Origin of the sequence: Providencia sp. PROV197 (assembly GCF_028479625.1) — a bacterium.
In the GTDB taxonomy this organism is placed as follows: Bacteria; Pseudomonadota; Gammaproteobacteria; order Enterobacterales; family Enterobacteriaceae; genus Providencia; species Providencia vermicola.
Genome location: NZ_JAMPNZ010000006.1, coordinates 178,234 through 193,299, shown reverse-complemented (window position 1 = coordinate 193,299; position 15,066 = coordinate 178,234). Strand labels below are relative to the sequence as shown.

The 15,066-nt window shown below is 40.6% G+C and carries 13 protein-coding genes; 9 read left to right on the top strand and 4 right to left on the bottom strand.

The window, feature by feature from the left end:
* The first annotated feature begins 235 nt into the window (after nt 1-235).
* Both pyrD and PR808_RS03950 read left to right on the top strand, forming a co-directional pair.
* A complete protein-coding gene (gene pyrD / locus PR808_RS03955; protein ID WP_206086662.1) occupies nt 236-1,246 on the top strand; it encodes a quinone-dependent dihydroorotate dehydrogenase in 1,011 nt (336 codons plus the stop codon).
* A gap of 251 nt (nt 1,247-1,497) precedes the next feature.
* The gene (locus PR808_RS03950; RefSeq protein WP_206086663.1) at nt 1,498-2,043 is read left to right on the top strand and encodes a cell division protein ZapC; all 546 of its coding nucleotides are present in this window, start codon (nt 1,498-1,500) and stop codon (nt 2,041-2,043) included.
* A gap of 136 nt (nt 2,044-2,179) precedes the next feature.
* Here PR808_RS03950 and PR808_RS03945 read toward each other — a convergent pair whose 3' ends face one another.
* On the bottom strand, nt 2,180-3,295 hold the full coding sequence (locus PR808_RS03945; RefSeq protein ID WP_272538747.1) for a YcbX family protein: 1,116 nt from the start codon (nt 3,293-3,295) through the stop codon (nt 2,180-2,182).
* Nucleotides 3,296-3,393: 98 nt separating this feature from the next.
* On the opposite strand from PR808_RS03945, the gene rlmKL reads away from it, so the two are divergent.
* The 6 genes from rlmKL (at nt 3,394) to rmf (ending at nt 11,459) form a co-directional block, all read left to right on the top strand.
* A complete protein-coding gene (gene rlmKL, locus PR808_RS03940) occupies nt 3,394-5,502 on the top strand; it encodes a bifunctional 23S rRNA (guanine(2069)-N(7))-methyltransferase RlmK/23S rRNA (guanine(2445)-N(2))-methyltransferase RlmL (protein ID WP_272538746.1) in 2,109 nt (702 codons plus the stop codon).
* Nucleotides 5,503-5,514: 12 nt separating this feature from the next.
* Nucleotides 5,515-7,422 carry an ABC transporter ATP-binding protein gene (locus PR808_RS03935; RefSeq protein WP_206086666.1) on the top strand — a complete coding sequence of 636 codons (1,908 nt, stop codon included), beginning with the start codon at nt 5,515-5,517 and terminating at the stop codon, nt 7,420-7,422.
* 32 nt (nt 7,423-7,454) lie between these two features.
* Nucleotides 7,455-8,729 carry a membrane integrity-associated transporter subunit PqiA gene (gene pqiA, locus PR808_RS03930; RefSeq protein ID WP_206086667.1) on the top strand — a complete coding sequence of 425 codons (1,275 nt, stop codon included), beginning with the start codon at nt 7,455-7,457 and terminating at the stop codon, nt 8,727-8,729.
* Nucleotides 8,726-10,375: an intermembrane transport protein PqiB gene (gene pqiB, locus PR808_RS03925; protein WP_206086668.1), complete on the top strand. Its 1,650-nt coding sequence runs from the start codon at nt 8,726-8,728 to the stop codon at nt 10,373-10,375. Before pqiA ends, pqiB begins: the two co-directional genes overlap by 4 nt.
* The gene (gene pqiC, locus PR808_RS03920; RefSeq protein WP_206086669.1) at nt 10,375-10,929 is read left to right on the top strand and encodes a membrane integrity-associated transporter subunit PqiC; all 555 of its coding nucleotides are present in this window, start codon (nt 10,375-10,377) and stop codon (nt 10,927-10,929) included. Before pqiB ends, pqiC begins: the two co-directional genes overlap by 1 nt.
* Nucleotides 10,930-11,288: 359 nt before the next feature.
* Complete coding sequence (gene rmf / locus PR808_RS03915) at nt 11,289-11,459, top strand: ribosome modulation factor (RefSeq protein WP_004909639.1); 171 nt, start codon at nt 11,289-11,291, stop codon at nt 11,457-11,459.
* Between the two features lie 129 nt (nt 11,460-11,588).
* Here the strand turns inward: rmf and fabA are convergent, their stop codons facing one another.
* From fabA to PR808_RS03900, 3 genes are all read right to left on the bottom strand, one after another.
* Nucleotides 11,589-12,107 carry a bifunctional 3-hydroxydecanoyl-ACP dehydratase/trans-2-decenoyl-ACP isomerase gene (gene fabA / locus PR808_RS03910; protein ID WP_206086670.1) on the bottom strand — a complete coding sequence of 173 codons (519 nt, stop codon included), beginning with the start codon at nt 12,105-12,107 and terminating at the stop codon, nt 11,589-11,591.
* A 96-nt stretch (nt 12,108-12,203) separates the two neighbouring features.
* On the bottom strand, nt 12,204-13,940 hold the full coding sequence (locus PR808_RS03905; RefSeq protein ID WP_272538745.1) for a Lon protease family protein: 1,737 nt from the start codon (nt 13,938-13,940) through the stop codon (nt 12,204-12,206).
* Between the two features lie 206 nt (nt 13,941-14,146).
* Nucleotides 14,147-14,323, bottom strand: coding sequence for a GhoT/OrtT family toxin (locus tag PR808_RS03900; protein ID WP_206086672.1), 177 nt, complete (start codon nt 14,321-14,323; stop codon nt 14,147-14,149).
* A 173-nt stretch (nt 14,324-14,496) separates the two neighbouring features.
* On the opposite strand from PR808_RS03900, the gene matP reads away from it, so the two are divergent.
* Nucleotides 14,497-14,967, top strand: a complete 471-nt coding sequence (gene matP / locus PR808_RS03895) for a macrodomain Ter protein MatP (RefSeq protein WP_206086673.1) — start codon at nt 14,497-14,499, stop codon at nt 14,965-14,967.
* Nucleotides 14,968-15,066: the final 99 nt, after the last annotated feature.

The window sequence follows — 15,066 nt, the reverse complement described above, 5'->3', positions numbered from 1 at the left end:
GTGAAACCTAATTTGCAGTGATAAATTCAACTAAACGCATTTTTATTGATTTTTTCATGGCACATAAGCGTTCAAATAGGGTAATCTATAGCGCGTTTTATCCGACGAAACATCGTTTGCACTTTAGTGTTCACTAAAGCTTATGTTCATAAAGCTTAATTGCTGGTGGCATTGGGTGCGTGCGACATGATGTCTTTCTTATTGAAACGCACTAGCAGAATATAGGTTATTGGATATGTTATATCACCTTGCCCGCAAGGCACTATTCCAGTTCGACCCCGAAAAAGCGCATGAAATGACTTTTCGCCAGCTTCAACGTTTAAACCATTCCCCTTTTCAATGTCTGATTCGCCAATCTGTTGCTACCAAACCAACCCAATGCATGGGACTCTCGTTTAAAAATCCACTTGGGCTTGCCGCGGGTTTGGATAAAGACGGTGAATGCATTGACGCATTTGGTGCAATGGGGTTTGGGTTTGTTGAAATTGGTACTGTGACGCCACGTCCTCAGTCAGGAAATGATAAGCCAAGGCTTTTTCGCTTAGTTGAAGCGGAAGGGATCATTAACCGCATGGGATTTAATAATAAGGGTGTTGATAACCTTGTTGAGAATGTTAAAAAATCCAATTATGGCGGGATTATTGGCATTAATATTGGCAAAAATAAAGATACCCCTGTTGAGCAAGGTAAAGATGATTACCTTATTTGTATGGATAAGGTATATGCACATGCAGGTTATATTGCCATTAATATCTCGTCACCTAATACACCAGGTTTGCGTTCATTACAATATGGTGAAGCACTCGACGATTTATTAAGTGGAATAAAAGCAAAGCAATTAGAACTGCAATCATTGCACAATAAGTATGTCCCTGTTGCTGTTAAAGTGGCACCTGATTTATCCGAAGAAGAAATTATTCAAGTCACAGATAGCTTAGTCCGACATAATATTGATGGTGTTATTGCAACTAATACCACGCTAGATCGCTCTCTTGTCCAAGGTTTGAATCACTGCAATGAAATGGGTGGATTAAGTGGACGTCCTGTTCAATTAAAAAGCACCCAAGTGATTAAACTTATTTCTCGTGAATTAAATGGCAAACTTCCGATTATTGGTGTGGGTGGAATAGATTCATTAACCGCAGCACGTGAAAAAATGGAAGCAGGTGCTTCATTAATTCAAATTTATTCTGGTTTTATTTATCATGGACCAAAATTAATTAAAGATATTGTCAATCATATCTAGTAAATTGTAAATTTACTTAACAAGGGGGTTTCTTTATGCCCCCTTTTAAACTATATTGCTAATAGTGGCTATTTTTATATCAATTTTATTTCAATTTTCAGCGAATGTGTTATTTGACAATAACATTATCCAGTTGTCTGCAAGGCGAATTATTTAGCGTATAAAAATTAGCTGTAGAGTAAATTTAGGAAAGATCGTATTGATGATCGTTCTTATATATATTTACCGGTAAATCGCTAAAGGATCCGTTTATGAATATTAAACCAGATGATCATTGGCGTTGGTATTTTGATCATGACCATGACAGGGTGATGTTAGATCTCGCCAACGGCATGATATTTCGTTCATGTTTTCCAGCTAAAATGCTGACGGTATTTGCTCGTAATGAAATGCCATTTAGTATTGAGGACGCTGGGGAATTTTATTTATTTGATGAGCAAGCTAAACGATTAAATATTACACAAGAAGAAAGGGCCGAATTAGTGCTTAATAGTCTTGTAGCTTATCGTTTTTTAAAACCGCAAATGCCAAAAAGTTGGTATTTTTCTTCATTCCATGCGATTAATACGCCCAAGCAAGGGCAGATTATTCAAGTGTGCTTAGAAAATAGCCATCATTATTCCACATTTATTATTGCGGAAGCTGGATCTTGTGCAAGTTTGTGTTTATTGGCAGAGCCAGTTTTGGAATTACCTGATCGTGTTTTAAGATTTTGTGATCCAATTAAGATCATGAATGATCGCATGCTTGAATATTCATCTAAAGCCAAACGACAGTTATATGGAAATGTGGTTTGATTGATCATCATAGATCACATCAAAAAACGAATAAATAAAATTATTCTTTTCAGTATGATCATTAATTTGGTTGTTGGAATGTTAACACCATCATAAATAAAAATAGATGATGGTGTTAAATATCCAAAATTAAATTTTACTTAAATGCTAATTTTAATGCTGTTTTAGGGATACAACTGCAGGCTAATATATAACCATTCTCCCTAATTGCACTTTGTTTTAATGGCGTCACTTCACCAGACACTAATTTAATTTTACACCGACCACAAATACCCGCTCGACATGAATAGGGTATATTTAAACCGTGAGATTCAAGTTGTTCAAGGATCACATTTTGGTTATCACCTTCATATTCGGTTTCGTCGAAAATTAAGCTGACTTTGCTAACTTGATATTTAGTATCTTGCGTGGAAAGGTCATTTTCCCTTTCTTGCATTAAATATTGTTTGGCGGTCTTAGTTTCTAATACGGTTAATGTATCACCAACACGAATGACGCCTGTATTTTGAATTATTACATTTTGCCCAAAATCGACATCACCGTTTTCATCTGAGCGGAAAGTTTGTAATGTCGCTAATGGCTCGCTATTGGGGTGTTTAATGCCTTTTTCTGGGCTTACGGTTGTGAGGATACAGCGACTGCAAGGCCTATCTAAAGTAAAGACGACATCCCCAATTTGAATCGTTTTCCACGTGTCTTCTTCAAACGGTTTTGCGCCAGTAATAATTAAGTTACCCCGAAATTGTTCAAGTTTAATACTGGCAGGGCAGCGGCGTTGTAGTTCTTGAACTGACGCTTCATTTATTAACAGAAAAGGGTAGCCATCAGCAAATGACATCGGCACGTCTTGGTATTCTTTCACGCGACGAGAAAGCAGTGGGCTCAGCCAACGTAACTGAACGGGCTCATCAAAAAAGGTGCTTAACCAGCTGTTTATTGTTTCGGGTGCGATGAGTGCGTGAAAATGATTGCCCCAAACTTCGGTAGGGCTCTGTTTCTCATCAAAGTCCTGATACAATACTGTTGCACTTTCACCATTGGGGGCTCGAAGATGAAGTCCATTATTGAGCATAACAGGTGTAAACAGTAACATTTGCGGGTATTTTCTCGCCGTAATAAATTTACCTTCCAGCGTGGTTATCATAAAATTACGATCAAAAGTCAAACCGCTAGTATCAGCGAAGGCATGAGATAAGCGCACCCCTCTCATGGATTTTACTGGGTGCGTATAAAGGCGCGAAAGCGTGATCATTTTTTAATCCTTATAATTGTGCGCAGCAACTTTATGACAACTGCATAAGATTAGCTATAATGCGCAACAATTTTTCATCGAAATCGGTAATAAATACTATGAATTTTCTGTTTGCCAGCACAGCTCGTGGCCTAGAAGAACTACTGAAAACGGAACTGGAAGCTCTCGGTGCTAGCCAGTGCAAAGTGACCCAAGGGGGCGTCTATTTTCAGGCCGATGAACGGGTCATGTACCAAAGCTTACTGTGGAGTCGGCTGGCATCGCGTATTTTATTGCCATTGAATGATTTTGATGTCTACAGTGACTTAGATTTATACCTTGGTGTACAGGCGATTGACTGGTCTGAAATTTTTTCTGTGAATGATACGTTTGTAGTGCATTTTACAGGGACTAACGAAGAAATTCGTAATAGTCAATATGGCGCCTTAAAAGTGAAAGATGCCATTGTCGACAGCTTTGTTCGCAAGTTAGACCAACGTCCTGATGTTGCACGCCAACAGGCAGATATTCGTATTAATGTGTACCTGAATAAAGAAAAAGCCAGCGTAGCGTTAGATTTAAGTGGCGATTCTCTGCATATTCGCGGTTACCGTGACTTAGCAGGGCAAGCGCCATTAAAAGAAACGTTAGCCGCGGCGATCATTAACCGTTCTGGTTGGCAGCAAGGTACACCATTAGTTGACCCAATGTGTGGTTCGGGGACGTTATTAATCGAAGCCGCGATGATGGCAACAGACAAAGCACCGGGTTTGCATCGTACCCATTGGGGATTTTATGCATGGTCAAAATTTAATGCCGAATTATGGCGCGAGCTAACCACAGAAGCACAAGTGCGTTTTCGCCAAGGCTTAAAAGAGAATACTTCGCGTTTTTATGGCTTTGATATTGATAAGCGTGTGCTGGAAATGGCGCGCGCGAATGCGCGTCGGGCAGGCCTTCAAGATGTCATTACCTTCAATCAAGGTGATGCGGCTGCGTTAGAAAACCCCGTTAAAACAGAAGCAGTCGGCACCATTATCAGTAACCCACCATATGGTGAGCGTTTAGAAAGTGAGCCAGCCTTAATTGCCTTACACAGCCAATTAGGCCGTGTCGTGAAAGCGCGTTTCCCAGGCTGGCGTTTATCGATTTTCAGCGCTTCACCTGAATTATTAAGCTGTTTGCAATTACGTTCAGAGCGCGAATTCAAAGCGAAAAATGGTCCATTAGATTGTGTACAAAAAAATTACCAATTAGCGGCTACGCCTTCTGAAACCGTTGCGGAAATTTCCCCTGATTTTGCGAACCGTTTACGTAAGAATTTGAAAAAATTAACGAAGTGGGCAAAACAGCAGGGTATTGAAAGCTATCGTGTCTACGATGCTGACTTGCCTGAATATAATGTTGCAGTCGATATCTATGGTGACAAAGTGGTGATCCAAGAATATGCACCACCAAAAACTGTTGATGAACGTAAAGCACGTCAGCGTTTATTTGACGTGATCACGGCGACGATGAACGTATTAGAATTAACATCAAATCAATTGGTGTTAAAAACACGTCAGCGCCAAAAAGGCAAACAGCAATACGAAAAACTGGCACAAAAAGACGATTTCTTTTTGGTGCAAGAATACAATGCCAAAATGCTTGTTAACCTAACTGACTACCTTGATACAGGGCTATTTTTAGACCACCGAATCGCACGTCGTATGTTAGGGGAAATGAGCAAAGGTACTGATTTCTTAAACTTATTTTGTTATACAGGTACGGCAACCGTGCATGCAGGTCTGGGGGGCGCGAAAAGCACGACATCAGTCGATATGTCCCGTACTTACCTTGAATGGGCAGAAAAAAACTTACAAGCGAATGGGTTAACGGGGCGTCAACATCGCTTAATTCAAGCTGATTGTTTAGGCTGGCTAGCAAACAGCAATGAACAATTTGATCTGATCTTTATTGATCCGCCTACATTCTCAAATTCAAAACGCATGGATGGCACATTTGATGTGCAACGTGACCATGTACAACTGATTACACATTTAAAACGACTATTACGCCGCGGCGGAACTGTGATGTTCTCAAACAACAAACGCGGTTTCAAAATGGATATGGAAGCAATCAAAGAGCTAGGACTACAAGCACAAGAAATCACTGCGAAAACGCTTTCTGAAGATTTTGCACGTAATCGTCAAATTCATAACTGCTGGTTAATTCGCCACGCAGAGTAAAGGATAGAATCAATGGCTTTAATTAATTTATCGGGTGCATACCTTTCCTTCAGTGATGCGCCATTACTTGATAATACTGAAATTCATATTGAAGATAACGAGCGTGTTTGCTTGGTTGGTCGAAACGGTGCGGGTAAATCAACCCTGATGCGTGTGCTGACGAAAGAACAACCTTTGGATGATGGCCAACTGGTTTACGAACAGGACTTAGTTGTTGCACGCTTGCAGCAAGATCCTCCGCGTAATGTGGAAGGCACCATTTTTGATTTCGTTGCAGAAGGTGTTGCGGAGCAAGCGCAATACCTGAAGGATTACCACCATATTGCCAAAGTGGTGGAAGAAGATCCTAGTGAGAAAAACTTAAATAAAATGGCTGAATTACAAGAAGTTCTTGATAACCGTAATTTATGGTTATTGGATTCTCGTATCAGCGATGTGCTGAAAAAATTGGGCTTACCTGCGGATGCGGAGCTTTCCTCCCTTTCTGGGGGATGGCTACGTAAAGCGGCGCTGGGGCGTGCGTTAGTGAGCAACCCACGGGTTTTATTCTTAGATGAGCCAACAAACCACTTAGATATCGAAACCATTCTGTGGTTGGAAAACTTCCTTAAAGATTTCCAAGGCAGTATCGTGTTTATTTCCCATGACCGTTCATTTATTCGTAATATGGCAACCCGTATTATCGATTTAGACCGCGGACAGCTAGCCTCATGGCCAGGGACATATGATGATTATTTAGTCAGTAAAGAAGAAGCCTTGCGCGTTGAGGAAATGCAAAATGCAGAGTTCGATAAAAAACTGGCTCAAGAGGAAGCGTGGATCCGCCAAGGTATTAAAGCGCGTCGTACCCGTAACGAAGGGCGTGTTCGTGCCCTGAAAGCACTGCGAGTTGAGCGTTCAGAGCGCCGTGAAGTGATGGGAACAGCGAAAATGCAAGTGGGTGAAGCAGCCCGCTCAGGTAAAATTGTTTTTGAAATGGAAAACGTTAATTATCAAATCGATAATAAAGTTCTAGTAAACGATTTTTCTGCACAGGTGATGCGTGGTGACAAAATTGCATTAGTTGGACCAAATGGTTGTGGTAAAACCACACTATTGCGCTTAATGCTAGGTGATTTACAAGCAGACAGCGGTCGTGTGCATTGTGGTACAAAACTGGAAGTTGCTTATTTTGACCAACATCGAGCTGCATTAGACCCTGATAAAACTGTCATGGACAACCTAGCGGAAGGCAAACAAGAAGTGATGGTAAATGGCAAGCCACGCCATGTATTAGGCTACTTGCAAGATTTTATGTTCCCACCAAAACGTGCAATGACACCTGTCAGAGCCTTATCAGGTGGTGAGCGTAATCGGTTATTATTAGCTCGATTATTCTTAAAACCAAGTAACTTACTGATCCTTGATGAACCGACCAACGACCTTGATGTCGAAACATTAGAGTTACTTGAGGAGTTAGTGGATGGTTACCAAGGAACTGTCCTGCTAGTGAGCCATGATCGTGAATTTGTTGATAATAGCGTAACAGAATGCTGGATCTTTGAAGGCAATGGCATTATTAACCGTTTTGTGGGTGGCTATTTTGACGCGCAAAAGCAAAGAGCACAAACCGTGAGTTTGAAAGCCGAACAAACGAGTAAAGTAGCTGCGCAAGAAAAAACAGCCAAGCCAAAAGAAGTGGCAAAGCGCCCAAATAAACTCAGTTATAATTTATTACGTGAACTGGAACAACTACCTGCTAAGCTTGAACAACTGGAAACGGAAATTGAAGCACTGCAAGCTAAAGTTGGTGATGCGGATTTCTTCAATCAACCTCATGATGTTACAGAGCAAACATTAAGCCAGTTAGCAGCAAAAGAAGCGGAACTGGAACACGCGTTTGACCGCTGGCAAGAGCTTGAATTGCTTAAGAACGGATGAGCTAATTAATCGATTAGAGGAGCGAATATTCTTTGTGTACCCATGAGTCTCATGAACATGTACTTTGTCCTCAGTGCGATATGTTGGTTGCGGTTCCTGAATTGGAACAAGGCAGTAAAGCAACCTGTCCACGCTGTGAGACGACATTAGTTTCAAAGTGGCGATATCCGTATAAGCAGCCCGCTGCCTATGCGTTTAGTGCGTTGATTATGTTATTCATTGCGTGCATGTTTCCCTTTGTAAAAATGAGCGCAGCGGGTATTGAAAATGAAATTTCGCTTTTTCAAATCATTGAAATTATCGCCACGACGCGTTATAGCGGTCTGGCGCTATTTTTCTTGTTTTTCTCTTTAGTCATACCTGCTTTTTGTATGGTCACCATTATCCTTTTAGGGCTACAAGTTCATATTCCTAAAGGGATTAAAGTAGTGATCACGCGGATTTTATTCCAAATGAAAGCGTGGTGCATGGCGGAGATTTTCTTAGCGGGTGTTTTAGTCAGTTTCGTCAAATTGATTGCCTACGGTGATATTGGTATTGGGCTAAGTTTTTTGCCTTACTGTATATATTGCATGTTACAGGTGAGAGCATTCCAATGCCTGGATAGGCATTGGTTGTGGAATCGTATTGAAGCTGCACCAAAGCTCATACATCCATTGAAAGTGGGTCAAACAGGTATAAGCCAAAATATACGCTTGTGCTTGGTTTGCACTGCGATTTTACCTGCGGAACAATCTAAATGCTCACGTTGCCATTCCTATGGCAGTGTTCGTAAGCATCAAAGTTTACAATGGACATTGGCGCTGCTTGTGACGTCCATTATGTTATATATTCCTGCAAATGTGCTGCCGATGATGACGACAAATACATTAGGCAGTGACTTAAACTCCACAATTATTGATGGGGTTATTTTGCTGTGGGGGGATGGTTCATACCCCGTTGCTATGGTTATCTTTGTCGCCAGTATTATGGTTCCTACGCTGAAAATGATTGGAATTGCTTGGTTGTGCCTTGATTCAAAAGGGTATGGCAACCGTGATCCTCATCGTATGCATTTTATTTATGAGCTGGTGGAATATGTTGGTCGCTGGTCAATGATTGACGTATTTGTGATTACGATTTTGGCCTCTTTAGTCCAAATGGGGCAGTTAATGAGCATCGTTCCTGCGATGGGGATTATTTTCTTTGGTGTTGTCGTGATTTTAACGATGTTTGCGGCGATGACATTTGACCCTCGATTGACTTGGGATCGTTGTGATGCGAAAAATGCAGTGAATACTGCTGAACAAGAAGGAGCCATAGGGTGACCTCACAAGAAACACCACAGGCTAATGCCAAAGTCAGTAAGCTAAAAAGTTGGTCACCTGTATGGGTGATCCCAATTGTCACAGTTTTACTTGGGGCCTGGATCTTATTTTATCACTTTAGTAACCAAGGCCCAGAAGTGACATTGATCACTTACAATGCGGAAGGAATCGAAGCTGGTAAGACCAAAATTAAAAGCCGCAGTGTCGATATCGGTGTTGTGGAAAGCGTGACGCTAGATGACAATTTTAGTCGTGTCATCATTAAAGCGCGTTTAAATAATGAAATGAAAGAGTTACTTCGTACTGACTCGGCATTTTGGATTGTTAAACCTGCAATTGGTCGCGATGGTGTTACAGGCCTAGGAACGTTACTTTCAGGAGCTTATATTGAGCTTCAGCCTGGTCTTGCAGCAAAAGAACACTTTGAATTCACCTTGTTAGATACACCACCTTTAGCATCTCCTGATGCTAAAGGTATCCGCGTTATTTTAGCCAGTGATAAAGCGGGGCAGCTCAATCCAGGTGACCCTGTCTTATTCCGTGGTTACCGCGTAGGCTCTGTCGAAACCAGTAACTTTGATATGGATAAGCGCGATATGCGTTATCAACTGTTTATTAATGCGCCTTATGACAAACTTATCAGTTCAAACGTGCGTTTCTGGAAAGACAGTGGCATTGCCTTTGATATGTCATCTCAAGGTGTACATGTCGAAATGGGGTCAATTGCCACTTTATTAACCGGCGGTGTAAGTTTTGATGTCCCTGCGGGATGGGTTCCTGGAGCCAGTGTTAAGGAAAATACAGAGTTTGAACTGTTTGATAACCAAAGCAGTATTCAAAATTCACTGTATACCCAGTACCAAGACTTTGTTCTCTTTTTCTCTGATTCTGTACGTGGATTGCAGCCTGGGGCACCTGTTGAATTCCGGGGTATTCGTTTAGGGACTGTTGCACAGGTTCCGTTCTATACCGCGGGTTTAGACCAATCACTGGATAATGACTTTAGAATTCCTGTCCTTATTCATATCGAACCAGAGCGTTTTTCTAAAGATGTAGGCGCGAATTTTAATTTAAAAAATGAATTAAAATTAGCAATGAAAGATGGGTTAAGAGCATCATTGAAATCGGGTAATTTACTGACGGGTGCACTATTTGTTGATTTAGACTTTGTCCCTAATGCTGAGCCATATAAAGGCCCAACGGTGGTTGCTGGGTATAAAATCATTCCAACGACCAGTGGTGGTTTAGCGCAGATTCAGCAAAAAGTGATTGCAGTGCTGGATAAAATCAACAATATGCCAATTGAGCCTATGTTGAACCAAACCACACAAACGTTAGCAGAAGGGCAAAAAGTGGTAAAAGAAGCCAACGCAATGTTAGTTGAGCTGAATAAAGTAATGGCAAGTAAAGAGTTCCAAAATTTACCACATGATTTACAAAAAACGTTGCAAGAAATGAACCGTGCAATGCAAGGCTTCCAACCAGGCTCACCTGCTTATAATAAGATGGTGGATAATATGCAGCGTTTAGATCAAGTCTTGAGAGAAGTTCAGCCACTGTTAAGAACGTTAAACAATAAGAGTAATGCATTAGTCTTTGAAGCCGAACCAACTAAGGATGTACAGCCGAAAGGAGTTAAAAAATAATGAGATATCTGATATCGATATTTGTTTTGTTGTTGGCAGGGTGTAGTAGTACACCAGAAAAAATGTATTACCAGTTGCCAATACACGCTTCTGAAACGCAATCTGTGGCGGTGATGAATAAAGGCCAAGTATGGTTGCAGCGCATTATGTTATCGGATGTATTGACGTCGAACGGCATCACTTATCAAACGACAGATGTAAGCTACACCAATGCAAGTACACACTTATGGGCAAGCCCATTAGAGCAGCAACTAGGGCAGTCAATGGTGAGTGAATTGTCAGCAGCGTTACCTGAAAAGCTAGTTTCGTTGCAGCCACTACAAAACTCACCAGATACCTTGGATATTACACTCACGGCTTTTAATGGTCGTTATGATGGTAAGGTGCTCATTCAAGGCTTCTGGACATACTCAAAGGATAAAAATGTGATCCGTCGTAATTTTGATGTCCAACTGGATCAGCAGGAAGATGGTTATCCTGAATTAGTCCGTACGTTGGCAGCAGGTTGGCAGCAAGTTGCCAAAGGGATTGCTGATGAAATTAATAAACACTAATTAATCATCTTTTAATTCGTTTTCTAAGTGCACTTTAGGTATACGTAATGATTACTATTACCTGAGGTGCATTTTTTTGTCATTAGAAATTCTGTTTAAACACGCTTTTAGGATAGGTTTAAAAATAGTCGTTTTTAGTTATTCTAAAATGATGATTATTAAAGAGATATTTATAAATTTCAATAGATTCAAATGGTTGTTATAAATGGGCTATACAAGTCACATTTATGCCAATTATGACAAATATATGAAAATCTTTACTTGATTTTCTGTTCGGTGGGCGCTATTTCTATAGAGTACCTATTAAGAAATAGTAGGTGCTGTTTTCTTTTCCATTTAAATGATGAGGGAAGTAAGGCATGAAAAGACAGAAGCGAGACCGTTTAGAAAGAGCTTTATCAAGAGGTTATCAAGCTGGTTTAGCAGGGCGCTCTAAAGAATTGTGTCCATATCAGGCTGTAGATGCTCGTTCGCACTGGTTAGGTGGTTGGCGTAAAGCGATGGAGGATCGAACCGTAGCCGTTGTTTAATTCCACTATTATCTGAACCTTTAGGTTAAATAACCTGCCTGCCTTTTGGAATTATTTGTGGGTTTTTAAATTAAAGGTATCACTCAATTTAAGAACCTCCGCAATTGCGGAGGTTTGCATTTCAGTGACTTAGAAAGCGCTGGTATCTTTGAATAGACCGACTTTTAAGTCTGTTGCGGTATAAATTAATTTACCATCAACGAATACTTCTCCATCAGCTAAGCCCATGATCAGCTTACGGTTAATCACGCGTTTGAAACTGATACGGTAAGTGACTTTTTTCGCTGTTGGCAGAACTTGGCCAGTGAATTTAACTTCACCCACACCTAAAGCACGACCTTTACCTTCGCCGCCTAGCCAGCCGAGGTAAAAACCAACTAACTGCCACATAGCATCAAGACCTAAACAACCAGGCATAACAGGGTCATTAGTAAAATGACAGCCAAAAAACCAAAGTTCAGGATTAATATCAAGCTCAGCTTCGACATAGCCTTTATCAAAGGTGCCACCATCTTCGGTCATTTTGACGATGCGATCCATCATCAACATATTTCCTGATGGCAGTGGAGGGCCATTTTCCCCAAATAACTCGCCTTTTCCAGAAGCAATTAAATCATCTTTAGTGTAGGACTCGCGTTTATCAACCATGTTCTTCAGATAGCCTTTATTATGTGTAGGGGTACAGGATAGCTTACACTTGTACGCTGAACAACTCCGATCTGCTATTTTTTACGCAATCTTTACTTAACTCATCCACTTCAAGAACCAAGGAAGTCTGGCTTTATCAGGGGAATTGGCTTGGTTAATACGTTCTTGAATTAAAGCTAACAAGTGTACGTTATCTCCTTCCACTTGCTGTTCAAAGTAAGGTTGTTTCGTTAATAATGTAATCGCTTGAGCAACATGTTCGACGGGCCAAATATGGAATTGACCCGCTTTTACAGCTTCAACTACTTCTGCTTTGGTGCATAAATGGCGCACGTTAGCCATGGGAATAATCACACCTTGCTCGCCTGTTAAGCCGCGTTTTTCGCAGATATCGAAGAAACCTTCAATTTTCTCGTTGACTCCACCGATTGGTTGGACATAACCAAACTGGTCAACAGCACCTGTCACCGCAATTTGCTGGTCAATAGGCTGTAATGCTAAGGCGCTTATTAACGCGCATAGTTCAGCGAGAGAGGCACTATCACCATCAACCTCACCATATGACTGTTCAAAAACAATTGATGCTGAAAATGGCTGTGGTTGTTCCAGTTTCAGTTCATAGTTTAAGTAAGCTTGCATGATCATCATGCCTTTAGCATGAATATTACCGCCAAGCTCTGCTTTGCGCTCAACATCCGTGAATTCACCATCACCAAGGTGAGCAACACAGGTAATCCGAGATGGCTCGCCAATCGCTTCTGGATGTCCAGGATATTGCAAGACAGATAATCCATTGATTTGGCCAATAACTTCGCCTTCTGTTTTGACGAATATTTGTTCTTGTAAAATATCATCTTGCGTACGCTCAGCCAGAAAACTGTGTCGCCATAAGAGGTTTTCAATTGCTTTGGTAAAGGATTCTTGCGTAAGCTGCCCATTGATTGAGTAATGGGATGCATCTATCAAGCTGCGTGTTAACCAAGGGGTATCTAGTGGTAGATTGAATTTATCTTCACAATAACGCGTTGCTTGCTGAATAAAAGGAACCCACCCATCAGCTGCAATATTAGGTAATGAATTTGTTTCTATAATGGATTTGATATAACTCATCCACAGGGACAATTGTTCTTCATCTTCGAAGAACATGATAGGTTCATATTCCCCATAAATAGCGCTATCGAAGATTTCTGGTGCACTATATTCAAGTTCTTCTAATGCGAGCCTATCCCCAACAACCACGACGTTGAGCTCAAGGGGGTGAGGCTCTATAGCAATAGGTAATGGTTGATTTTCAGAGTAGGGTAACCATTCTAATTGGCGTCGGTTAACCATGTTTTTTAGACGGTTCCACATAAGTGGTTGGCTAATTAATGCGTTTGCTGCTATTACAAGCACGCCACCATTAACTTGATGAACTAGGCCCGGGACGAGTTGCAATGATGGAGTAACATAACCCAATAATTGCTCTGGTTCTACCCAATGCCGATAAGCGATAGGTTGCTGAGTTGAAAAACGGCTTTTAATGCCGTCTTTCCACTGGAAAGAATGTTTATCTTCAGATAATTGATAATCCCCATCAATGACTGATGTGTTTTCTAGTAATGAGTTAATTGCATTTGCATAAGTGCAAAGATACTTCTCACTTTCATCAGATTTGATAAACATAAAGCGGGTATGCGCTAATTCCTTAACGAAACGCTGCATTCCATCAAATAACCGAGGTTGAATATCGGAAAATGTTGCGGGATTCAGAGATTCTGAAGAGACTAAATGTGTCTGAAATGACGATAAATTAGGAATTAGGCCTTGCCATGTTAGTTCTTGACTGATCACTATGATTATCTGCTATTAATAGGGTTATAAATAAAATGCCTGCCAGTTAGCTGGGCGCATGTACTTGATTGTGTTTATTCGGTCAATTGACCATTCGTATTGTTTGTTTTATAAACGATTTTCAAGCCAGTAAATTACCCAGTGGGCAAGACTGTTATATTAGCCTTTGATAGGCAATCTTGCAGCAATAATTGTTGAAATATCGATTAGAATAACGAAAACATGAGCACAACAGGGAGTGTCATTGGCCAAGTGAAGCCAATTAATAGAGCACTAAGTAGACGCATAATACAGCTTGGATCTTTCGTGATAAATAGGGTGAATAACATTGCACATAGGCCGCCAACCCCATAGATGACGAGTATGTTTTCAAAAGTTGACATGCATGATGATAAAATTGTTAACAGGTGGATGCGGATTCTACACTATTTAGACAAGGAACGGTTATTTTCTTTGCTGAAAAAATGAATATTTAACTAAATCGAATTTCTGCTTGAGCATTTTGTTTATAATATTGCTAATATAAAGATAGGTTCGGTTTTCTTCAGGAAAAATTATGAAATATCAGCAGCTTGAAAATCTTGAATGTGGCTGGAAATGGGAGTACCTCGTGAATAAAGCACGTGCTGGCGAAGCGATTACCCGTTACATCGAACGAAGCGCAGAAAAAGAAGCGATAGAATTGCTGTTAAAAACGGAAAATAGACCTAGCGAAGTGCTTAAATGGATTTCACTGCATATGAATCCTGATCTTGATAACCGGATGAAGCAAAGTATTCGAGCTAGGCGTAAACGACATTTTAATGCAGAGCACCCGCATACACGAAAAAAATCAATAGATTTGAATTTTTCAGTTTGGCAACGTTTATCTAATTTAGCGGTAAAACGGAATAAAACATTGTCAGAAACGATCATCCAGTTGATCGAAGATGCAGAACATAAAGATAGATATGAAAATCAGATGAGTACATTGAAACAGGATCTCCAAGCAATACTAGGCACTACAAAAAATCGTGGTGATGAATAATGCATTGATGGATGATCGTTAGGTATCTTGACTGGATTAGTAAAAAGTTGGATTAGCTGCTATTAAAATAGATTTTGAATAATCTAAAGCCTCCATAGT

What these genes read in the sequence shown, in the direction of transcription:
- pyrD (WP_206086662.1), top strand. Translation starts at nt 236, where the DNA reads ATGTTATATCACCTTGCCCGCAAGGCACTATTCCAGTTCGACCCCGAA.
- PR808_RS03950 (WP_206086663.1), top strand. Translation starts at nt 1,498, where the DNA reads ATGAATATTAAACCAGATGATCATTGGCGTTGGTATTTTGATCATGAC.
- PR808_RS03945 (WP_272538747.1), bottom strand. Translation starts at nt 3,295, where the DNA reads ATGATCACGCTTTCGCGCCTTTATACGCACCCAGTAAAATCCATGAGA.
- rlmKL (WP_272538746.1), top strand. Translation starts at nt 3,394, where the DNA reads ATGAATTTTCTGTTTGCCAGCACAGCTCGTGGCCTAGAAGAACTACTG.
- PR808_RS03935 (WP_206086666.1), top strand. Translation starts at nt 5,515, where the DNA reads ATGGCTTTAATTAATTTATCGGGTGCATACCTTTCCTTCAGTGATGCG.
- pqiC (WP_206086669.1), top strand. Translation starts at nt 10,375, where the DNA reads ATGAGATATCTGATATCGATATTTGTTTTGTTGTTGGCAGGGTGTAGT.
- rmf (WP_004909639.1), top strand. Translation starts at nt 11,289, where the DNA reads ATGAAAAGACAGAAGCGAGACCGTTTAGAAAGAGCTTTATCAAGAGGT.
- fabA (WP_206086670.1), bottom strand. Translation starts at nt 12,107, where the DNA reads ATGGTTGATAAACGCGAGTCCTACACTAAAGATGATTTAATTGCTTCT.
- PR808_RS03900 (WP_206086672.1), bottom strand. Translation starts at nt 14,323, where the DNA reads ATGTCAACTTTTGAAAACATACTCGTCATCTATGGGGTTGGCGGCCTA.
- matP (WP_206086673.1), top strand. Translation starts at nt 14,497, where the DNA reads ATGAAATATCAGCAGCTTGAAAATCTTGAATGTGGCTGGAAATGGGAG.